We start from the raw sequence: 22557 nt of genomic DNA, 5'->3' as shown, positions 1-22557 counted from the left end.
GGCACTAAGTGCGTCTCTGGATTGCTTGCCACAATTTGATCCCTAAACTATTCACACCCCTGCGATGCTCCCTTGCAACAGGTGGTAGGGTCCCCAGTTTCGCAAGTACGTCCAACATAACATTTGAGTTGTCGTCCCGCTGTAACATGCGTATCGCTAACGACAGCTTGTCTGCCGAAGCACTATCTTTAATAGATAAAAGATCTTTTTGCCATCGGACAAAGCAGTCGTCGAAGGCCCCGTCATTGTCTTTCGTTACTGTGGATCTCAACATTTCTTTTTCCACCGAGACTTGGTTTAGCAATGTGCCAGTTGGTCGGAAAAATCTGTGAAGACCTAGCAAGCTCCACCGCAAACCATTACCAATTGATGGTTCGTCGGATGACATCCATTCATTGTGAGATTTTTCCATACTGACTATCCAACTAAAAAATCGATCCGCATATGTTGACACTGCCTGGACCTCGCTTTGGTCAAAATCTCGGCCTCGGAAATGGCGATTCAACGGCGCATAATTCGCCTGCACGCCATCCTCTTGTGCCTGTAACATTGGAAAAATAAGGCGCTGGATAAGAACCAACCACATTGCAAATGTTTGGATGGCAGTAGCGGTATCTAGATCATCTGACACATTGGGAATGTCATCCCATTCAATCCGATCACTATGTTCATGTAGCGCAAGGCGTAATGTTTCATTTGTCACGTCCGGGTCTTCGTCTTCAAGTGAAGCGGCACAGGCAGCCAGACCGCCAATCAATTCCACGCCATGAGGTATATTGTGTTGATCAGGTCCACCTCCTGAGCCATCTGGGGGAAAACCTGCCTCTCTAGATTGGCCTACAAGATAGAGGCTATCCCATAGACAACACTGCTTGGTCTGACGGTACCAGCCGTCCAAATACATAAGGTGTCTGAGCCCTAGAGACGTACTGTATGCGCCACGCGGGCCAAACTCCGTGTTTACGTCACTAATGCGAAAGTAATTCGTAGCAACCACTGCATTTAGTCTAATGCGCAAACTTTCATCGCGAATGTAATCTCGAATAAACTGGGAAATCATTGGAAGGCCCGAAGAGCCTGTACCGCCAAATGCGGAACCGAGCAACGTCACTGATACTCGGTCGTCGCTTCCGTTTCGGCTTTGGTCCGCTTGACGAAGTATATCTGACAAATGCTTCCCCAATCCGTTGGCATTTAAATTCAATTCCTGATCAAAAACTGCTGCGCCTATTTGTGCGGAAGCGTTAAAACCGATCGCCAGCTCTTGTTCTTGGCTTTTCTTTGAAAACAATGAACGGAGAATAATGTCCGAAGGAAATGATTTTATATTATTTATACCGTCACTATTGGTATAAATGTCTTTGAATTGAACCTGCCCATGTTTTATTAGAGCATACGGTGGACCCACTTGTATATCAGTCCTAAAATATGGAAAGTTCTCTTTCCCACTATTTGGAAATATCCTTTTTGCACCGCTCGCGGACTCAGCGAGGGTTCTCAAAGCGTTAACATTCTTGTTGTTCAAGTCTTGATCGATAATGTGAATTTTCAAACTGCCTTTCGACAATCCACACGCGGTCAGATGAATCAGCGCCTCTCCAAACTTTGCACCTGTTCCTCCAAGGCATAATACATGATGCTCCCCCATATTATTTCACCTCGCCTTTTCGTCGTCTACCAATTCCACCGCCATGGTCACCTTTCTTATGAGACGAATACTCGCCCTATTCTCCACAAAAAATATGGAATAGGTAAAAGCATAGGTTTTAGTGGGCTTGGCGTACCTTGTATTGCGGCGACATAGAACAAACAAACGCACACAAATACGAGACTACCTAGTTCCCAACCATAGATCGGAAATTCGTTCTTCGCTTGCTCAAAGACATATATAATTTTGTCGAAATAATTAAGCACCGATGAGTCTTCGACATACCGCGGAAAGGCCAACCAGAACATAACAGCAGAGAGAACCAGTAAGTACAAAAGAGACAAACTGAACGCGCATTTTAGCGCATTCGCTCGAATCTTCTGTTGCCCAAATGGCATCGAGTAAAACGCCTTTCGGCGTACATGGATTGAGAATAGGTACCCTACGATGACGCCAAACCCTACAGCCGTCATGAGTCCAAACACGTATGGAGAAGGTTTTGAGAAATCGCGCAGAAATAGAACACCTATCACTGTCACACTTGATGGATCACGTATCATTGGGTTCTCGTCAACCACAACCTCCAGATCGGCACCCGTCGCGAAAAGGCCCGCCAAAGAGACAAGGAAGCCTGAGGCAGTTTGGTCCACACTAAAGCGCACGAACCACTGAACGAAAGCGCTAATACTTATTTTTGGTATTTTCACTATCCTATGCTTCCCTTCAAAGCCCCCGCTTTAACACCAGAACAATCGAGTTCGCCCCAACAGTAACGCGCTCATTGCTCGTTAGTTCTTTAATTTTTTCTATTAGTCGAGTGAGGTTTCCCGTTCCATAGTGTTGACGCGTTTTATCTGGTAGGTCTCTCACTTCGATAGTTCTTCTACCTTCTCCTCTTACCGACCAATCGTCAGCCCACTGCGGTGACTTCACGCGAACAGACACCTCGCTTTGCGCTTCAAACGCTACTTTTATTGCGTACACCATGCCTGGTCTAAGGTTCTCAGATAACTTATCTGTCCACACCCACCCGATATCATTGAGCGCCCCCCCATTTGCCCCTAACGACATTGAAACAGGATCATTGAACTCATCAAGTGCAACGATCCATTGCCTTTTAGTTTCTTTCGGATCGCAGCCGGATGCATTTGGCCATAATTTGTAAACGTGGCTTATATTCAGATGGAAAGTATTTACATCTATTGCTCGATCATCGCCCAGCAAATCACCACTCCTCCGAAACGAGAACGTTAAGAATGGCTGTGGTAATCCGTGAGTTTCTTGACTTTCCTTGGCTGTCTCAGCCCCAGATACGTTCGAAATTTTTTTACGAGAGTTGTCGGAGAAGTAGAAGCTACCCGATGTCCGCAGTGCATCCGAAGACTTCAAAGGTATTTGCGAAAATTCACGAGCCCAGTTTGAAGGTCTAACTTCGCTTTTCAACTCAAGCGCATCAAGCCGTCCCGATGAATGCACTAAAAGCCCACCATGCGTCTCTTGACGAACAATAGCCTCAAGGGGCTTCGCTTGCTCCGTTATTAAAGCTGTTATTGCCGAGTGATGTATTGATACCAGTTTCCTAGGTCCAAAAGCGATTACATAAAATGGTTGCAGGATAGCTTCACCAGATTTGGTTGCGTATGAAGTCCCGGTGCCATTCTCATTTTTGGCAGGTAAGTCGAAAATTGTACCTTCGAACCGACTCAGCATCCCCACAATGGAAAGGGACCTTCCACTTTCGGCCACCTGCCCGGCCAAGGCGGAGCCTATACGCCCTGCATCACCTGTAAGTGTTTCTGTATTTGTACCTGCTTCGGTTTGGTGCTGCAGATCACTTATGATTACCACCAAATCTCGTTCATCAACGTCGAACCATTGTCCGCCAGACAAAGGGTTAGACACGTTCACAAGCGTCGAAATAAAGATGTCGTCTTTTGTGTATGGACCGCAATTTGAAACTGAGGAAGTTTCACATGTCGTAAAGAAAGCCTGAATTGCTTGATCAAAATCTTGGGTTGGATGGCTTCCTTGCCTATTTTCTAACTTATGAAAAAGGAAGTCCACGTCATCAGGCATACTGGCGGACAATGTGTCCCGAAGCGAGGCCACGAACTTCCCAAAAAGCATATACTCCTTGAGTGCATCATTTGTCCTGCGTACATAGCCCGACATACCCCAAGATGGGTCAATCAGCACATGCACTCTGGGAGGCCGCCCATCGACGAGAGCGGACTGTTCATACGTTGAAAAGTCTGTTTCCTGAACGGCTGACTTCTCAAACAGTGCCTCGGGGAGACAAATCTCCTGCACCTCTTCGACACACCCTCCTATACACAGGGTAAGCGCTGCCAAAGCTGGCCGCAGTATTTTCAGGTCCATATCCCCCACCCACAGAAAGTCACACCGTTTGTCCCCAAACAAACGTGTGAATCGCCACTACGTAGCCACAAATGAACCGTGGAATACCGCGACACTTCGTGTCAAGGTTTAATCTTTGTAGATTTCAACTCGTATTGAGGGATCTCAATAGTCACCCTCTAATCACGTGCCGGATACATTTTCCACCCACTATTCTTTTAGCTTCGAGGGCTCGGGGAAATGATTACACTGAATGCGCCTGTCTATTATGACCCGCTGAGAGGTCCATACGCGGGTCCACGTGACGGCATTGAAGTTTTCGCCCCCTCTCAACCCGACGAAGCTTTCGGCTTGGTCCCCAATGAGCCCTCATTTGCAAGTTAGCTTCGTTCAGGTTCGCTCTGGGCCATTCTTTGTTCCGCCCAGAGTTAGAGCTTCCCGATTGTTAGCCTGATGGTCAGCTAATTGTGCCGTCGGGATCTTGCATTGTCTGTCGGATTCCCTGGCCGCGAGAAGTCGAGTTTCACGTCGTTAGCAACGGTCCATAGGTCCATGTCCCGGAAGATGAACTTATAGCCGTTATTGACGTCGATCGTATTCGGATAGCCGACTGGAGCGCAAATCATCTCCAGCGTCTGAACCAAATTCTCGTCGTGAAGGCAACACACGGGTCAGTCGCGCGTACCGAGAGTGGGTATCGACAACGCTCAGAATGGGGAGCTTGCGGCCCTTGGCTAGTTGATCGTGGACAAAGTTCATCGTCCAGACATCGTTCGGTCCGGCAGCTTCCTCCCGGTCTTTCCAAAGCTCCGACTTCACGCGCTGCTTAGGGTGCTCTTACCGGAGTTGCAGCCCCAACTCTTTGTAGATCATATGGGTCTTCTTGATGTTGATCATCCGACCTTCCCGTCGCAGCAGGACATGGACCCGCCGGCATCGATACCGGACGCGTATCTCACGAATCTCCCAGATTCGCTTCTCCAGCGGGGCCTGGCCGGGGCGACCGGACTTGTAGTGATAGGTTAAGGTGTCAAAAGCCAGAGCAAGGCAGGCACGCCGAATCGAAACACCCCAATCCACCAACATCCCGTCCACCGACTGAACCTTCCGTGCAGGCCAAAGAGCTTTCGTTTAATGATATCCTGCAGTGTCTCACGACGGAGCGTCAGATCCGCTACGATCTCCTTCAGACGGCCGTTCTCATCCTCGAGTCGCTTCAACCGGTGGATCTCGTCCAGCAGCAACCCTGCATACCTCTTCCGCCAATTGAAACACGTCGCGTGGCTAATCCAGCCTCCCGGCAGATTTCCCGAAACGGTAAATCTTCATCGCTTCCACTCCTCCCTCGGTCGAGAAAACCCCAGTGGAAAACTCTAACTTAATACGATCCAGTTTTTGGGGTGCAGAGCATATTCCAGGCGCGAGGAGCCGATCATGACAGAGGACGATGTCAGATTCTACGCCATACTGGATGAGATAAACCGAGAAAATGATTTTATTTTATATAGATAATCCATAACCGTCGCCTGCTCCCAAAGCAGATGCGCTACCAGGCTGCGCTACGCCCCGACCGAGGAGATGCCCGGGTTTCTAGGCAGAAACGCTGGGCTTGGCAAGCGGGTGAAATGTCTATTTGGGTCGCGGAAGCTTCCGGGCGTGGAAAAACGCATAGTCTACTAATTCCGTGGGGTGGCGCGGACTTCTCCGCAACAATTTCGATCTCGGTGGGTTGCGGTCCGTAGAACGCCGGTCGCTGGCACAAAACCCCGCACGCCTTTTTCGTTGTGCGGAGCCTACCTTCCCTGTTTTCCAGTGCATCTTCTTCCACCGGAACTGCATTGCCCCTCTCCACCGAAATGCTGCCCCATCATCGCAGCATCCAGCGCCTGAGGATACGGAGGGGATGATAGATTTGCTCCTCAAACTGCCCGCCCGGCACAATTGCGCCCGCGAGATCCTACGATCCATGGCCTTTGCCGGGAAATTGCCGCAGGCATAGATGCATACGCGAATGATTAGCATTCTCGTTGACTTGTCGGCTGATTACACAGAAAAGAACACCGCTTTGTATCAAGGCTTCCAAGATCTGCAGGATGTGGTTGGGAATGCGTGGCTGTGACGATTGAAGCGTCAATATGTGTCAATGATATTTCGGTCTCTTACGGACGAAAACAGATTATCGACGGGTTGAGCTGCCGCGCTGTTGCTGGAGACCTCACGGCACTGGTCGGTCCCAACGGATGTGGAAAATCAACCCTGCTGCACGCGATTGCCAGGGTTTTGCCGATAGAGCGCGGACAAGTCCTTCTGAACAACATCGATATTCATAACAGTCCAACCCGCCAGGTTGCGCGAAAACTGGCGCTTTTGCCGCAAGGTCCCGTGGCGCCGGAAGGATTGACCGTTCATGAACTGGTTTCCCAGGGGCGGTTTCCTCACCAATCTCTGATCCGGCAATGGTCAGTGGAGGATGCGGCCGCAATCGATAAAGCACTGAAAATGACCTTCCTGACGGAGTTTTCGAACCGACAGGTCAGCACGCTCTCCGGCGGCCAAAGACAGAGGTGCTGGATTGCCATGGTCCTGGCACAGGAGACGCCCGCCCTATTGCTGGACGAACCGACAACCTTTCTTGACCTGAAGGTCCAGGTGGAATTGATGGGATTGCTGCAACGAATTGCGCGAACTGAAAATCGTACGGTCCTGGTTGTGCTCCACGACCTGAACGTCGCGGCCGCCTTCGCGGATCGGATGATTATGATGCGCGATGGCAGGCTCGTCGCGGACGGGCCCGTCAATTCGGTTTTTACCGCCGCCAACCTCAAAACGGTCTTCGATCTCGAGGCTTCCATTGTCCAAGATCCGATTTCCGGCCGGCCCGTTTGTGTTCCGAACACAAACGGATTTTCGACAGCGGCGGAGTAGCCCAATGCGCCTTTTTTCTTCAGCGACCCGGCTTCTTCCGGCCGCGTTGGCGTTGTTGTTCGTCGTCGCGATTTTCCATATTGGCTTTGGCGCCAAAGCCATTGCTTTGGGTGACATATGGCAAGCCATATGGGCGTTCGATGACCGAAACTTCGATCATGTCGTGATCCGCCAGATGCGCTTGCCACGCCTGCTGGCAGCCATGACCGTTGGCGCGTCCCTGTCTGTGGCCGGCGCGTTGATGCAGGGTGTGACCCGAAATCCGTTGGCCGATCCTGGTCTTTTGGGTTTGTTAAGCGGCGCTTCCTTCGGTGTCGTTGTCGGCGCTGCCGTCTTGGGTATCGACTCCGACAGTTTAATCCCGGTTTTCGCGGTGTTAGGCGCGTTGGCCGCCGCTTTGCTGGTTGCCGCTATTTCGTTTTTTGCACCTGGCGCGAACTCAAGGGCGATGCTTCTCCTTGCCGGGGCAGCGGTGTCACTTTTCCTGGCCGCCAATGTGTCGGCCTTGAACCTGCTGAACGAAGAAGGCTTTGCGTCCTTCCGGGTATGGCTTTCCGGTGCGATTACGACCGATGCGGCCAAGATGCTTCCATGGTGTTTGCCCTGGTGCGTTATCGGCTTGGCGGTCGCGCTCTTTTCGGCGCGGCAGGTAACTGCCTTGTCGATGGGACACAAGACGGCAACGGGTCTGGGCGTCGACACGAAAAAACTGAGCCTTCGATTGCTGTTTTGTGTTGTCTCGCTGACCGCGGCGTCCGTTGCCCTGGTAGGACCGCTGGGTTTTGTCGGCCTTGTTGTCCCGCATGCCACGCGTCTTGTCGTTGGCTCTGACTATCGACACGTGATTCCGTTTTCCGCCCTGTTCGGCGCGATATTCCTACTGATTGTGGATTTGGTCGCGCGCACGGTTCTTTCCCCAGTCGAGATATCAACCGGGGTCGTCACATCACTGTTGGGAGCGCCCTTGTTCCTGGTGCTGATCCGGAGAGTGCTGTGAACGATTTTTCCTTCCGTTTTTTCGATGGACGCATCAGTGGCCGGCTCCACAGATACGCCCCGGTACTGGCCGTACTATTCACCATATTGTTGCTGACCCTTCTGGCAACCAGTGCCGCGATGGGCTCATTCGAGATCTCGCTGCCCGGCCTGTGGGCAGCCCTGACTTCTCCCGCTTCGGGGCAAACGGAAACAACCGTTCTGTGGGAGCTGCGGCTTCCCAGATTTATCGCTGCGTGTCTTGTTGGAGCCATGCTGGGTCTTTCGGGCGCCTTGTTACAGGGTGTCACCCGCAATCCACTGGCGGACCCTTCCCTTGTTGGGGTCAGTCAAGGGGCAAGCCTCGCGGTGGTTGCCTTGATCATTCTGTTCCCGACGACATCCCTGTTTTGGCGCCCTCTCTGCGCTTTTGGCGGCGCAATCCTGGCATCGCTTCTCATTCAGTGGATATCCGCAGGCAGAAGCTCGGCGCAATCGCTTCGGTTCATACTGGTTGGGATCGGCTTGGCCGCTTTGATCAGTTCGGTGACAACCGCCGCACTAACCTATGGCCAAATCAATCTGGCGATGGAGGCCCTGAGTTGGCTGGCGGGCAGTGTCCATACGGCAAGCTGGAAAGTTTGCCAGGTACTGATAATTGGATTCCTTGTTCTGAGCCCCTTGCTGGTTTGGGTAGCGAGCCCGTTGGCAGTCTTGCGGTTCGGTCCGGAGATATCCTCGGCGTTAGGGCTGAATGTGCGGCGGGCCCGATTTACCGTCATCACACTGTCGGTCGCCTTGGCCGCCTTGGCCGTTTCCGTCGCCGGCCCGATTGGCTTCGTAGGTTTGCTTGCCCCGCAGCTCGTACACCGTTTGATCCCAAGCCGCCCGGGCACGCATCTTTTCCTTACGGCCTTTGTCGGTGCCTTGATTGTTGCCCTGGCCGATTTGGTGGGGAGGACCGCAGCAGCCCCCATTCAACTGCCGGCAGGCTTGGTCTCTTCCATCATCGGCGCGCCGATTTTCGCGATCCTGCTGTTGCGGCGCGTTCGTACATCGCTGTCATAGCCCGACCTAACTCAAGAGAGGTGTCATGAAATTTTTGTGCCTGTTCGCACTTACTGCCGCAGTGGGCATTTCCGTTGTTGCCTTGGCCCCTGCCCAGGCGCAAGAAACGCGTATCTTTGTCGACGGTCTTGGCCATGAGGTCGAAATCCCGGTCAAGCCGAAGCGTATCGTTTCTCTTCGGGGAGAACAGTTCACCGCACCGCTTGTTGAGATGGGGGCGCCGATAGTCGCATCCGTCGGCGATGTCGTAGAAGGCGTGAATGACGGCAGGCCCGTCATTCGGGGCGCCTATGAACTATTCCACACAACCTTCGAAAACAGCGACATCGCCTTCGTCGGCACAACACACCAGCCAGATGTCGAAGCAATTGCCGCTTTGAAACCGGACCTGATACTGGTTCCGGACTTCGCTGCAGAGAACTACTCCAGATATTCCGTTGTGGCGCCGACGGTCGTCATAAAAATCTGGTCGAACCCCGCGCGCGAACGGTACCGCCGCATCGCGGATGCTACCGGCATGCTGGACGCGTTTGAACGTCTGGCAAACCTGTATGATTTTCGATTGGGGGAGGCTCGGCACTTAATCGAGGAAGAGGGTATCGATGCCCAGGATATCGTGGTCGCCGTGGCCGAAGTGAACGGGAAACGCCTTCGCGTTTTCAAGCATTATGATGCAATGACGGCCGTACTGTCCGATCTTGGGTTTTCCCGCCCGGAAGTTGTCGATGGTCTGAATGGGGAGCGGCTGGACCTAAGTCCGGAACAGCTACAGTCAATCGACGGCGACTTCCTTGTCAGTTCCTATTCGGAAAGACGGTTTTCGGGTCCAAGTGAGCTGCGCGCGAATTGGGACAACCTGATCCCCGGTTGGGATGCCTTCCTGCATGCCCCCCGCCACAACCAACATATCCTGATCCCCAGGGAAATCATGCGCGCGCTTAGCTTTCGTGCCTTGGAGGAGGTATTGGCGATCTATATGTCGAACATCGTGACCAGAAAATTCGTACCGTTTGAGGATTGATCCTACCCCTCGGGAAATGGACCGCGCGCAAGCTTGTCCCCAGCTCAATACAAAACGGCCCGCCTCTGCAGCACGACGCATGTACTGAAGAGGCGGGCACGCTGGGAACGCGTTAGCCAATCATAGGAACCATTTGGCTTTCAGAATTACCTTCCGCGGATCGCCGGCATGGACTTCCGTGTCATTGCGTCCGCCGTTGAAGTAGACCTTGTCGAAGACGTTTTCCACGTTGAGGGACAGTTTCACCCTTTCCAATTCATAATAGAAGTTAAGGTCGGCCACCGCATATCCCGGAAGCAAGACGCGCCTCGACGTTTCTTCATCGGTGAACCGCTCGGACTGATACCGCGCACCGACGCCGGCACCGACAAGACCGTCGAAGACCTCTTCAGGATAGTTATAGCGCAGCAATACGGCCGCCGTGTGTTTCGGCGCGAAGCCCGGCACGTTGCCAAGAGCATCCAGGTTGGTTGTTTCCGTAACCTCCGCATGGGTATAGGCGTACGACCCCTGAAACTGCCAGTTGAGCGAGGGTTGATACTGTACTTCCACTTCCGCGCCGTAGCTTTCGATTGTGCCGACAAGCTGGCTCACCCCGTTCACCGTTTCAGCGACGTTCTCTTTCGTCAGATCATATGCCGAGATGTTCGTGGTGAGCTTGTTGTCGAGGAAGCTCAACTTGGCCCCGACCTCGTACTGAATTCCCTTTTCCGGATCGAGCTGGTTGTTGTTCGCATCAAAGGTCGGAATGAATTGCGGATTGAAGGATTGTGACATGCTTGCGTAAAGCGCTACCTGGTTCGTTACTTCATAGGTACCGCCTAGATTATATGCCTGGGTGGTTATGAAAGCGGATTCCTCGGAATCCTCACCGTCTGTCGGGCCGTCCGGGAAGACCGTGGTCAGGTCACCCCACTGGGAATCGAACCGGGCGCCGAGCAGCAGGGTAAGCTTGTCTGTCAGGAACACCTGGTCCTGTGCATAGATACCTGCATTGTACAGATTGAATGTCCGGAAGCTGTCCGGGTCATCGGCAAGAATGTCACCGGTATAGATCGGATTGTTCAAGCCGACATTGGCGCCCCGCGCATCGAAGGCAAGGCGGTCGAATTGCCGGAGTTCATAGCCGCCGCCGATACCCGTGATCAGTTTCTGCTTGAAACCCGCGTCGAAGTCGATGTCGAGATTTACATCGCCGAAATGATATTGCCGCACGTTGATCTGATGCCGATTCCGGCGGCGCAAGGTGTTGTCGGCTTGCACGAAGTTGTTTTCGTAGAGATCTTTTTCGTCTTCATGATATACGCTGCGCCACTTGGCGTTCAGCTTCATATCGTCCCTGAACTGATCTTCATAACTTACGTTCAGCGCAATGCCGAAATCGTCGAGCGTATCACCCGGTTCCTGATAATAGGTCGTGATATCCGCGCGCTGTTTGATGTCCTGGTTCAACACGAACAGCCCGCTGTCCCCCGCTCGCCGTTCTTCCGTATATTCCATTTGGACATCCAGGCGTTTGCCTGCGTCGGGAACCCAGGACAGGCTGGGGAAAAAATACCATGCTTCCTCGTTTTTCACGAAGTCCCTGAACGAGTCTTCATTCTGATATCCGGCAACAACGCGATACAGGATCGAACCGTCTTTCTTGACCCGACCGTTTGTGTCGACGGAGAAGGAACCGCTCTCGTCTCCGTACTCCGGAAAAAATTCGCCCGACAGACTAATTTCCGTGAACTCATCGTCTTCAGGCTTTTTCGTGATCATATTCACCAGCCCGCCCGGATCCATCCAGCCGTACAGCACCGATGCCGGCCCTTTCAGAACCTCGACCTTTTCAATATTTGCCGTAACGGGGGAACCGAACCTGCTGGTCAAACCCGGCAGGCCGTCGACCTGAAGGTTTTGGAGATCCGCCGAGTGTCCTCTGATCGTGAAATTGTTTGCGGTTCTGTTGCTTCTGGAAAAACTCGGTATGTATTCAAAAACCTCCTCCAGACGTTCCGCTTTCAAGTCTTCAATGACCTGGGCGTTCATTGTATTCGTCGTGAACGGAACCTTAGTCCGTTCAACTGCCCCTTTTAGGGCCGTTGAATTCGACTGTTCGAAATACGGGATCACTTCTCCGAAGATGACAACCGACTCCAGTGCCTCAGGTTCGGATCCCTGCTCAACACCTGCCTCGTCGGAACTGTCGACTTTAACATTCTGCGCTTCCGCTAGAACAGGCATTCCGATTGCCGTTCCGATCAATGTCGCGAGAAGTATTGCCTTTTGCATGCCAAAAACCACCCTACTTAACCAAGCCCTATTACCAACTTCGTGAATACGTTCAGCATGCAGCGGCCCCTGCGAGCCTATTCCTCAACCAAATCTCGCAAGCCGAACCGTGAACACCGAAGAGTGTCGAAGGAACGCCCCCGACGCCCCCGACGCCCCCGCGCATCGGTTGCGAACGCTAGTGACAATCATTCGCATGTCAATAGAGCCTGAGTTTGAAAATCGAGTGACTTATAACCGTATCAGTCGAAATCGCGCCTAGTTCGTGCTTATCTGATGGCGGATGCGAGCGCCCCATTCCACAAAATGTGAAGCTTTCCAGCGTTTCATACGGGCAAATTATTGTTCCATGTTTTTCTTATATCTGCGGCGCTTTGACTTAGCTCACTGCAAATTTTTTTTCCTGAACATCAACAGGCACCGGCTCAAAGACTGCGTTCCGGTATTGGTGTATGTAGCATCACTTCTCGGCTACTCGGAATCACTTCGGCATGCGGCCGGCATGCATTGAATAGCCCCTCGAATTGCAGCCCACCTCTTCCCTGAATTCGAAGCGGGCAGACCAATTTGAACAGAGCCACTGTGAGTGCGATTTCACGTCGCGGTCTGTCGCTACAAGCGGAAGGCCGCGGAACAGATGACCGAACGGGGTTGTCCGATCCAAAGGGCCCCAACCCGGTTGGGTGTCACCCAGCACGCTATTTATGAATCGAAAGAAAGGTGCACGCCGTCTTTCAGTGGAAAGGACTCACGGCGAACCAGAAGGCCTGGATCAAGTCAAAGGCTATCGCAAGAGCCACGACCGTCTATTGGCCGGGATGCGCAAGTTCCCGGAAATGGACTCCGACTGGCGAAGTTGGTCGCCACCCTGGCGCAGTTCGATTGCAGGCACCGGCCGACCACCGACAGCGGCAGGACGCCATAGGTGGTCGGCAATGCCATGGGCCGAACGCCCGTAATCCACGGTCACTGTGCCGGCACGGCGCCCGGTCAGAACGCCTTGTCGGTATGCGGCCGGTATTTGTTTTTCACCTGGAAGCCGGAGCGTTCGGCAACACGTTGGTTGCGGACCCAGACCTCCCGGTTCGGGTGCAAGCCGCCGCCGCGGGTCGCCGGCACCGCCGTATGGCGGGCCCGATGGAGAAGACGCGTATCGGCCATGCCGCAGTTCGGATGGATGCCGCCGTTGTCGGCGACCTCCTTCTCCCATTTCGCTTTGCGCGCCGCGACCACCGCCGGATCGTTCAAGGCCGTGCAGGTCAGCTCATCCGTGGTCAGGTCGGCGATGATCTCGTCGCCATCCTCGATCAGGGCGATCGGACCGCCCAGCGCCGCTTCCGGCCCCACATGACCGATCACCAGGCCGACCGAGCCGCCCGAGAACCGCGCATCGGTCATCAGGCCGACGGCAATCCCCCGCTCCCGGCACAATGTGGTAATCCGCGATGTTGGATCGAGCATCTCCGGCATGCCCGGCGCCCCGCTCGGCCCTTCATAGCGCACGATGATCATATCGTTGTTCTCAAAGCTGTCCGGCGTCTTGTCGAGCGCGGTGAGCAAGCCCGCCTCCCCTTCGAAGACCCGCGCCTTGCCAACGAACCGATTGTCTTCCAAACCAACCTCGACACCGGCGAGTTTCAGAATCGCCGAGAAGTCCGGCGACAGGTTACCGCCAAGCACGCGCAGACCGCCGGTCGGCTTATAGGGCTTCTCGACCGGGTAGACGACCTTGCCGTCCACCGGCTTGGCGTCCAGGCGCTTGACCTGCTCCGCCAGGGTCTCGCCGGTGCAGGTCATCACGTCGCCGTTCAACAGGCCCGCTTCCAGCAATTCGCGCACGATCACCTGCACCCCGCCGACATTGTCGATATCGACCATCGAATATTTGCCATAGGGGCGCGCGTCGGTCAGCACCGGCACCACGTGCTGGGAGAAGTGGTTGAACTCCTCCGGCGTGATGACTTCCTTCCAGAAATCGGCGTAACCCGCGGCGCGGGCGATTTCCGGGGCATGCAGGGTGACGTTCGTCGACCCGCCGATCGCCATGGCAACGATGACCGCGTTCCGCAGGGAGTCGCGAACGACGATGTCCCGCGGTTTCAGGCCCGAATCCATCATGTTGGAAAGATGCGTCACCAGTTCCGCCGGGAACTCCGTCAGCCGCCGCGGGTCGTCGGAAGGCGGCGCCACCATGTGCAGCGGCTGAAGGCCGACCACCCCGATGAAGGTCTGCATGGTGTTATAGGTGAACATACCGCCGCAGCTGCCGAATCCCGGGCAGGCATGGCAGGATATATGGTCACGGAACTCGGCGTCCGGATTACCGGCGACCTGGTAGGCGCTGACGAGATCCAATGTCTCACCGGTTTTCGGGTCGTGGCCCGGCCGGATCGGTCCGTCGGACATGATGATGGCCGGCTGGTTGTGTTCCAACAGAGCGGCCAGCGCCCCGACCGGCGGCTTGTCACACGCGACCACGGCGATTGTGCCGGCAAGGCCCGTTGCCTCCAAATGTTCGCATAGCGCGTCGTTGGTGACCTCGCGGCCGATCAGCGAATAGCGCATTTCCCGCGTGCCGTTCCGGATGCCGTCCGAGGTGGCAATGGTGTATTCAGGCTGCACCAGACGCAGCTTCAACTTACCCTCTTCGCTGCCAATACGATCCTTCAGGCTCTCATGGATAGCTTCCACTTTCGCGGCCACGCCAAGATAACATTGGCTGTCGCCCTTGGTACCCACAACGCCGACGGAGGGCTCATGGATCAACGCCGGATCGGTGCCGAGTTCCCGGGCGAGTCCGATCGTCTGGGCCGAACGTCCAGGATGCCGATCAATCCTAACGATGTTGCTTTCACTCATGGTATCGACATCCCTCCGCAGGTCTGAATTTCGCTGGCAAACAGTTTGGACGCGCTGTCCGATCTGCCTTGTTTGGTTCATGGTTTTGAACGTAGACGGGATAAGCCCGGCAACGCAATATTCACATAACCGCAAAATTCTGTTGTTCGTCTAAAGCGGTTATCCAGGCTGTGTTATGCCTTGCGGCCGCCTGGGATCAAGCACAGAAACCACATTGGCGTCAGGGATCAACGATGCTTTGTGGTGGCGGGCCTCGTTTCAGCGACGTCGGGACTGCCGGGACAACACGGGAAGGACACAGGATGAAACTGGTAGGCGAAGGTTTTTACTGGAACGAATTGACGGAAGGCGAGTGTTTCAAGACGTTCGGCAGGACGATAACGGAGACGGATATCGTCAATTTCGTCTCGTGCGCCGGAATGCTTGAATCGCTGTTCGTCGACCTGGAGTTCATCGAAGAGCATTCCGCTATTTCCGGCCGACCCGCGCCCGCCGCGCTCGTCTTCTCCCTTGCGGAGGGCCTGGTTCTAAACGCCACCGGGCAGGGTACGGGCCTTGCCTTCCTAAAGATGGAACTCGACGTGCACGGGCCGGTGCTTCAAGGCGATACGATCCATGTGGAACTTGAGGTGACCGAGGTGCGTCCCGCCAAGAAGAGGGGCCGCGGCTTGGTCCGCACAACGAACCGCATCGTCAATCAACATGGGGATACCGTCATCACCTATACCCCGCTGCGCCTGATGGCGGGGCGCCCCGATCCCGCCTAAATCACCGGCCTAAAGCACCGGCCTAAAGCACCGGAGGGCGGGTTGCGCCCAGCAGGGTCAGCATGTCGACGAAACCGGCTAGCCGCCCCTTTCGATAGGCGTCGATATCCATATCCGAATAGTCCAGGAATCCAGCCCTCGCGCTGAGGCCGATGCGACCGGCCGCCATATTGTCCTCAACGATCTTCGGTGCGGCGAAGCGGTCGTCCTGCATCGCGTCCTTCATATAGCGGCTGGCATAGAACAATATATCGCCGCCGCCCCAATCGATGAATTCAAGCAGGCCCAGGACCGCAAAACGAAAGCCGAAGCCGTATTTCGTCGCCTTATCGATGTCTTCGGGCGTCGCCACCCCTTCCTCAACGAGGCGCGCCGCCTCGTTCATCGCCAAGGCCTGAATGCGCGGCACGATATAGCCGGGACTGGCCTTGCAGACGACCGGCACCTTGCCGATCCCTTCCAACAATCCTTTCAACCGGTCAACCACGGCCGGGTCGGTCTTCTCGCCCGGCGACAGTTCCACCAGCGGCACCAGATAAGCCGGGTTCAGCCAATGGGCATTCAGGAAGCGTTCGGGGTGCGAGATCATTGCCTGCAATTCATCCGTGAGGATGGTCGAGGTCGTGGATCCGACAATGGCGTCGGCCGGCGCGGCCTTGCCGATCAAGTCGAACGCGTCGCGTTTCGCCTCCAGCGTTTCCGGCACACCTTCGAAGATCACCGCCGCATCGGCCAGGGCGCCCCCTGCCCATTCCCTGTCTACAATGGTGATCCGGCTTGCAATCGTCTCGACCGAGCCCTCGGGCGCAAGGCCTAGATCGACCAGCATCTGCAGGGTCGCACGGATTTCCGTGCCCGCCTCCTTCGACAGACGGTCGAAATCCTCCGTCGGTCGGGAATGTTTGACGTCGATCAGGCGGACGGGATGTCCCGCATAGGCGAAGACGATGGCAACGCCGCGCCCCATACGGCCCGCGCCAACCGCCGCGATGATCGCGCGTTCTTGCGTGGTCATGACAGCCCCTTTTGCATCAGATCCCGCATTTCTTCCTTGGAAAGCCCCGCCAGACCGGAGGATTCAAGCGTCCGTCCGTTCTTGCGGAAATCGTCGGAACAGATTGCGGAACCGATGGCGAGCAAACCGGTCGCTGTCGGCGCGGGAACGCCCGCCCAATCCGCCACCGAAACCAGGAAGGCCAGGCCCACGGCAACATCTTCCCGCATATAGCGGTGCTCCGTCAGAACCAGATGTTCCCGCCAATCTCCGGAATCCACCAATCGATCATGGGCCATGTTACCGTACATCCATTCATCCCCGTCCGGCGCGTAGTGATCGGCCAAGGGAAAATGCGGCGCGCCGTAGCCGAGCGCCTCACGCACGGCGATCCGTTCCGCATCCAGCCGATCCGTGGTGCGGCGGATGGCCGGCTGCGTCCCTTCATTGTGGATATCCCAATGGTCGAAATGCTCGATCGGCCCCGCATTCATGCAGATCAACGGCGGATGGATGATCGGCCCGGCATTCATCAACGCCCCGGAAAGACCATCGCCGGCATCCTCGACCGAGGGGTAACCCGCCCGGATAATGCCAAGCGCGTGATCCTTCAGGCGCAGCGGGAAGACCCCGGTCGGCAGGCGCGTCGCCCGCGTGGTGATGGCAATCGTGTTCTCCCCGTGACGGCGCGTCAGATACGGCAAGGTGCCGGCTTCCGCGAAGGCGACATCCGCCGTCGACCCGGCTTCGCGCACGGCCTTGGCCATCAGGTATGAACCGAACGAACCGGGCGGCAGGAAGACGACCTGCCCGTCCTTCAAATACGGCGCCATTGCTTTAGCGATATCGGCCTGGGCGGGGGCCGGCGCGGGGCAGACGATCAATTCCGCCCCCGACAACGCCGCGCCCATATCACTGGTCGCCATGGCGAGGGTCACCGGGCGTTCGCCCACGAAATCCTTCAATACCAGCGTATTGCCGGCCGCGTTCAACGCCTTCATCGCGTCGCCGTCACGGCGCCAGAACCGGACGTTATGGCCCGCTTCGGTCAAATCCACGGCGGCCGCATGCGACCCGTTTCCGCCCCCAAGAACCGCTATTTCCACCTTTTTCACCCCTTACCAAAAAAAGAAATCCCAATGAAAGGAATCATCGCTAACCCATCGTCGAGGGCAGCCACAAAGCCAGGCCTGGCACCAGGATCAACAGGATAATCCGCACGATATCCATGGCCACGAAGGGCAGCACCCCGCGGAAGATCACACCCGTCCCGATATCCCGCACCACCGCCTTCAGCACGAAAACGTTCAACCCCACCGGCGGCGTGATCAGGCTGATTTCAATGGCAACGACGACGAAAATGCCGAACCAGATCAGATCGACGCCCAGGGCCGCCACGATGGGATAGAAGACCGGCACGGTCAGCAGCATCATCGACAAGCTTTCCAGCACCGCGCCGAGCACCAGATAGATCAGAAAAATCACGAACAGGACGGCAATCGGTTCCGCCCCGACGGCTTCGATCATGCTTTGCAAATCGCCGGGCATGCCCGCCAGATTCACGAAGTTGGAAAACATCAGCGCACCGAACAGGATGAAAAACATCATCGTGGTCATCTTCACCGTATCGACCAGCATTTCCAGCAATATGGGAAAAGTCAGCTTTCCGCGCGCCAGAACCAGCAGGAAAGCGCCCCCTGCCCCTACGCCGGCGGCTTCCGTTGCGGTGAAAACACCCAAATAGATACCGCCCATCACAACAGCGAACAGCGACAGGACGCCAATCACGCCCTTCAGGGCGCGCAAGCGTTCGGCCAAGGGCATCGGATCGAGCCGTTCGGAAGTGTCGTGGGTGAAGGCAAGCGATATTCGCACCGCGATCATATAGCCTAGAATACCGACCAGGCCCGGCACGACGCCGGCCAGGAACAGCTTGCCGATATCCTGCTGCGCCACGATCCCATAGAGCACAAGGATGACGCTTGGCGGAATAAGAATGCCGAGGGTGCCGCCCGCCGCGATCGATCCGGCGGCAAGACCGTCCGCATAGCCATAGCGCCGCATCGACGGCATGGAGACCCGCGCCATGGTGGCGGAGGTGGCGAGTGATGACCCGCAGACCGACGAAAACCCGCCGCAGGCAACGACGGTCGCCATCGGCAAGCCGCCGCGATAATGTCTGAGCCAGGCATTGGAGGCGGCATAGAGCTCATCCGCCAACCCCGCCCGGACGACGAAATTGCCCATCAACACGAACAGCGGCATCACCGAGAGCGTATAACTCATGCCATTGTCGTAGAAGACCTGCCCCAGCATGGACATGGCGGGCGCCAAGCCGATAACGGCAACCACGCCGAGAAAACCGACGATGGTCATCGCGAAGGTGATAGGCACCCCCAGCGCGATCAGACCAAGCGTACAGGCGACTCCCAAAATCCAATCAAGCATCGTCGGTCCGATCGGGGCCTAGAGGTCGGGGGACCGGTCAGTATCGGCACTGCCGCCGCCAACCGGAAAGGGCGGAGGCCGTCTGGAAACCAGAAGCCGGATGCCGCGATAAAACAGATAGAGTGCCGATATTGCCGCCAGCGCAGAGAGCAGATAGGCGATGGGGCCCTTCGGCAGGCGCAGGAAGATCGTCACGTCACCATAGCTGGCCAACTGCGCGCCGTGTTCGTAAATCCGCCAAGCAACAAGGGCCAGCGTAACGCCGCCGATCAAGGCTGCGCCGGCCGATTGCAGCCGACGCGCCGCCCCGCGCATCCGTTCCGTGATCAAGGAAACCGAGATATGGCCGTCCTCGAAACAGACCAGCGGCAGGCCCAGGAATATGACGATGGCCAACGTAATCTCCGTCACTTCGAAAGCGCCGGGCAAAGGGGCGGAAAAGAGGTAGCGGCCGGCGACATCGATCACCGTCACCATCATCATTCCAAAGACCAGCACCGCCGCCACGCCGCCCAGCGCGCGGCGCAGGAACCGGACCACCGGCCCGGTGTCCCCCGCCGTCTTGGTTTCGCTTTCCGAAGTGGGCCGAGGGTCCGTCATGATGACAGAACACCCCGGCCCGAAACCCAGTTATTCACCGGCGACACCGGCTTTCAACGCCGCAAGCGCGGCCGCCGCATCGACGCCTTTTTCGGAAATACGTTCCACCGCATCCGCCTCTACACCCGCCAGCTTGGCCTTTAGCGCATCGGCTGCCGCGCCTTCCGGGCGAACAAACGTGATGCCCTTTTCCTTCATCGCATCATAGCCGCGCTGGTCCGCCGCGTCCCAGGCCTTGCCGGCCCGCAACGCCAGGGATTCACCCGACACGCTCATGATCGCTTCCTTGTCGGCATCGCTGAGGCTGTCCCATTTCGCGCCGTTCATGACCACGAAAAAGGACACGTTATACAGCCCGCCATCCACGACCAGCCCGGAATCCACCACGTTCTGGATGTTGAAGAAGGCGACCGATTCCGCCGGAAACTGGATGCCGTCCGCGACACCGCCGGACAGAAGTTCATAGGCCTTCGTCACCGGCGCCTGAACCGGGACCAGATCCAGCGCCGTCGCCACATCCTGTGCGATACCGCCGCCGATGCGGATTTTCGATCCCGCGATACCGTCCAGCGAGGTCAGGTCGCGACCCTTGGTCCACAATTGGCCCGGCCCATGTGTGAAGACGGACAGCACATGCGTGCCCTTATGTTCGTTCGCGCCGGCCAGATACTTCTCGTGCACATTCCAATAGGCGACCGAGAGCGCTTCCGACGTGTTCGACAGGAACGGCAGTTCGGCGATCGACGTCGCCACGAAGCGGCCCGGCGTATAGTTGTGAACGCCATAGGTGATATCGGCCACGCCGTTCACCGCAAAATCGAAATGAGCGGGCGGCGGCCCGAGCGGCGCCTTCAAAAGTTCCAGGACAACGCGGCCCTCGGTGACCTTGTTCACATCCTCGATCCACGGCTTGATGATGTCCGAGACCAGCGGATGGCTGGGCGGCAGCCAATTGGCGACCCGCAACGTCGTCTGCGCAGATGCAACACCGGTACTTGCAATCAGGCCCGCCGCGATGGCCAGGCCGGCCAATACTTTCTTCATCACGTCTACTCCTCGCTAACTCGCCGCTGGACCCAGCGCCCCCACAAGCTCCCGCACCGTGTCCAGTTTGACTTTACCCATGGCGTTGCGCGGGAGCGCTTCTACGATAAACACGTCTTTCGGATGTTTGTAACGCGCAAGGCGTCCTTCAAAGGCGGCGGCGACACAATCCGGCGTCATCGATGGGTCGTCACAGGCCACGACCGCGATCGGCGCCGCACCCCAGCGTTCGTCCGGGCGGCCCACGACGGCGACCTCGACGATGCCGGGAACTTCGCGAAGAACCCTTTCGATCTCAGCCGGATAGATGTTTTCACCGCCCGAGATGATGACATTCTTGACCCGGTCGCGAAACCACAACCAGCCGTCCTTGTCGCGATGCGCGATATCGCCGGAATGAAACCATCCGTCTTGGAAGGCCTTGGCCGTCTGTTCCGGGTCGTTCCAATAGCCGGTCGCGACATGCTTACCCCGCACCAGGATTTCGCCCGCCTCACCATCCGGCACGTCCTGTCCGTCTGCATCAACCAAGCGAACTTCCGTATGCAGCCCAACGCGCCCGATGGAACCGAACCGGCTGGGCGCATCGTCGCTGCGCTGATAGACGGCAACCGGCGCGGTTTCCGTCGATCCGTATATCTGGATCACCGGCAGATCACGGGCATGGAAGGCCTCGATCAGGTTGGTCGGCACATCGGTAGAGCCTGTCGCAACGACGCGCAGCGAGGACAGGTCAGTCGATTGCCATTCCGGATGGCGGATCATCGCCTCCATCGTGGCAGGGACTTGGACGGTCAGCGTCGGGCGCAGAGCCGCGATGTCGCGCAAGGTTGCCGCCGGATCGAACCGGGCATGCAGGGTCACCGTGCCGCCGCAATGCAGAACCGGAGACGTCTGGATGTTCAGCCCGCCCACATGGAACATCGGCAGAACGGTCAACACGTGGTCATCCGCCGTCATGTCATGCATGTGTTGGGCGTTGAGCGCGTTGCACAGAATCGCTTCCTGGGTCAGGACCGCGCCCTTGGGCCGGCCCGTCGTCCCGGACGTATAGCAGAGCAGCAGCGGCTCCTTCGGTCCGCCTCCCCATTTAACATCGCCGTCGCCGGCCGTTTCCATGAGGTCCGCCAAAGACGTTATGCCACCGGCGGAGAAATCGGATCCGACCATGCGCATATTCGGGATCGGGTCGTTAATGTGATCGCAGAAAGACTGTTCGACGAACAGGACCTTCGCCTCGCTGTCTTTCAGAATAAAGGCGTGTTCCGGCCCGGCCAGCCGCCAGTTGAGCGGCACGATGCTGAGCCCGGCCCGCGCCGCGGCAAAGGTAAGGACGATCTGTTCCGCGCTGTTCAGCCCCAGATAGGCGATCCTGTCACCGCGGACGAGGCCGAGCTCCCCGACCATCGCGCGCGCGGCCCTGTCGATCCGGCTTGCCAGATCGGCATAGGAAATCTCTTCGCGCGCAGTCCGAAGCGCTACCTTGTCCGGTGTGAAGCCGGCATGCCGATCAATCCATCGCCCGATATCCATGCTCACCTTGCGCCGTCCAAACAATCCGCCGTTACTGTGC

At 56.6% G+C, this 22557-nt stretch carries 15 protein-coding genes and 1 pseudogene; 5 read left to right on the top strand and 11 right to left on the bottom strand.

The window, feature by feature from the left end; translation table 11 throughout:
- Positions 1-4: 4 nt before the first annotated feature.
- The 3 genes and pseudogenes from EOI86_RS22630 to EOI86_RS24855 all read right to left on the bottom strand — a co-directional run.
- On the bottom strand, positions 5-1648 hold the full coding sequence (locus tag EOI86_RS22630) for a hypothetical protein (RefSeq protein WP_127767958.1): 1644 nt from the start codon (positions 1646-1648) through the stop codon (positions 5-7).
- Between the two features lie 723 nt (positions 1649-2371).
- Positions 2372-4027, bottom strand: a complete 1656-nt coding sequence (locus tag EOI86_RS22625; RefSeq protein ID WP_127767957.1) for a hypothetical protein — start codon at positions 4025-4027, stop codon at positions 2372-2374.
- Between the two features lie 461 nt (positions 4028-4488).
- Positions 4489-5318 (bottom strand): annotated as a pseudogene (locus EOI86_RS24855) (DDE-type integrase/transposase/recombinase); the annotation flags it as partial.
- A gap of 803 nt (positions 5319-6121) precedes the next feature.
- Between EOI86_RS24855 and EOI86_RS22615 the strand changes: the two are divergent.
- Genes EOI86_RS22615 through EOI86_RS22600 form a run of 4 tightly spaced genes read left to right on the top strand, consistent with a single transcriptional unit; the run spans position 6122 to position 9995 of the window.
- Positions 6122-6931, top strand: coding sequence for an ABC transporter ATP-binding protein (locus tag EOI86_RS22615; RefSeq protein ID WP_205032296.1), 810 nt, complete (start codon positions 6122-6124; stop codon positions 6929-6931).
- A gap of 4 nt (positions 6932-6935) precedes the next feature.
- Positions 6936-7928 (top strand): FecCD family ABC transporter permease, encoded by a 993-nt coding sequence (locus tag EOI86_RS22610; protein WP_127767955.1) that lies wholly within the window; start codon positions 6936-6938, stop codon positions 7926-7928.
- The gene (locus EOI86_RS22605) at positions 7925-8974 is read left to right on the top strand and encodes a FecCD family ABC transporter permease (RefSeq protein ID WP_127767954.1); all 1050 of its coding nucleotides are present in this window, start codon (positions 7925-7927) and stop codon (positions 8972-8974) included. Before EOI86_RS22610 ends, EOI86_RS22605 begins: the two co-directional genes overlap by 4 nt.
- Positions 8975-8999: 25 nt before the next feature.
- Positions 9000-9995 (top strand): ABC transporter substrate-binding protein, encoded by a 996-nt coding sequence (locus EOI86_RS22600; RefSeq protein WP_127767953.1) that lies wholly within the window; start codon positions 9000-9002, stop codon positions 9993-9995.
- 120 nt (positions 9996-10115) lie between these two features.
- On the opposite strand, the gene EOI86_RS22595 is transcribed toward EOI86_RS22600, so the two are convergent.
- Complete coding sequence (locus EOI86_RS22595) at positions 10116-12272, bottom strand: TonB-dependent siderophore receptor (RefSeq protein ID WP_127767952.1); 2157 nt, start codon at positions 12270-12272, stop codon at positions 10116-10118.
- Between the two features lie 990 nt (positions 12273-13262).
- Positions 13263-15131, bottom strand: a complete 1869-nt coding sequence (locus EOI86_RS22590; RefSeq protein WP_127767951.1) for a dihydroxy-acid dehydratase domain-containing protein — start codon at positions 15129-15131, stop codon at positions 13263-13265.
- A 302-nt stretch (positions 15132-15433) separates the two neighbouring features.
- Here EOI86_RS22590 and EOI86_RS22585 point away from each other — a divergent pair, with 302 nt between their 5' ends.
- Positions 15434-15898: a MaoC family dehydratase gene (locus EOI86_RS22585; RefSeq protein ID WP_127767950.1), complete on the top strand. Its 465-nt coding sequence runs from the start codon at positions 15434-15436 to the stop codon at positions 15896-15898.
- A gap of 22 nt (positions 15899-15920) precedes the next feature.
- On the opposite strand, the gene EOI86_RS22580 is transcribed toward EOI86_RS22585, so the two are convergent.
- Genes EOI86_RS22580 through EOI86_RS22555 form a run of 6 tightly spaced genes read right to left on the bottom strand, consistent with a single transcriptional unit; the run spans position 15921 to position 22517 of the window.
- Positions 15921-16913 carry a 3-hydroxybutyryl-CoA dehydrogenase gene (locus EOI86_RS22580; RefSeq protein WP_127767949.1) on the bottom strand — a complete coding sequence of 331 codons (993 nt, stop codon included), beginning with the start codon at positions 16911-16913 and terminating at the stop codon, positions 15921-15923.
- Positions 16910-17998: an NAD/NADP-dependent octopine/nopaline dehydrogenase family protein gene (locus tag EOI86_RS22575; RefSeq protein ID WP_127767948.1), complete on the bottom strand. Its 1089-nt coding sequence runs from the start codon at positions 17996-17998 to the stop codon at positions 16910-16912. Before EOI86_RS22575 ends, EOI86_RS22580 begins: the two co-directional genes overlap by 4 nt.
- Positions 17999-18047: 49 nt before the next feature.
- Positions 18048-19340, bottom strand: a complete 1293-nt coding sequence (locus EOI86_RS22570) for a TRAP transporter large permease (protein ID WP_127767947.1) — start codon at positions 19338-19340, stop codon at positions 18048-18050.
- Between the two features lie 18 nt (positions 19341-19358).
- The gene (locus EOI86_RS22565) at positions 19359-19940 is read right to left on the bottom strand and encodes a TRAP transporter small permease (RefSeq protein WP_127767946.1); all 582 of its coding nucleotides are present in this window, start codon (positions 19938-19940) and stop codon (positions 19359-19361) included.
- Between the two features lie 30 nt (positions 19941-19970).
- Entirely contained in the window at positions 19971-20984 is a 1014-nt protein-coding gene (locus EOI86_RS22560) for a TRAP transporter substrate-binding protein (protein WP_127767945.1), read from the bottom strand.
- 15 nt (positions 20985-20999) lie between these two features.
- The gene (locus EOI86_RS22555; protein ID WP_127768301.1) at positions 21000-22517 is read right to left on the bottom strand and encodes an AMP-binding protein; all 1518 of its coding nucleotides are present in this window, start codon (positions 22515-22517) and stop codon (positions 21000-21002) included.
- Positions 22518-22557: the final 40 nt, after the last annotated feature.

This window comes from Hwanghaeella grinnelliae (assembly GCF_004005845.1).
GTDB classification, from domain to species: Bacteria; Pseudomonadota; Alphaproteobacteria; order UBA8366; family Aestuariispiraceae; genus Hwanghaeella; species Hwanghaeella grinnelliae.
This window is presented reverse-complemented; position numbering and strand designations above follow the sequence as displayed.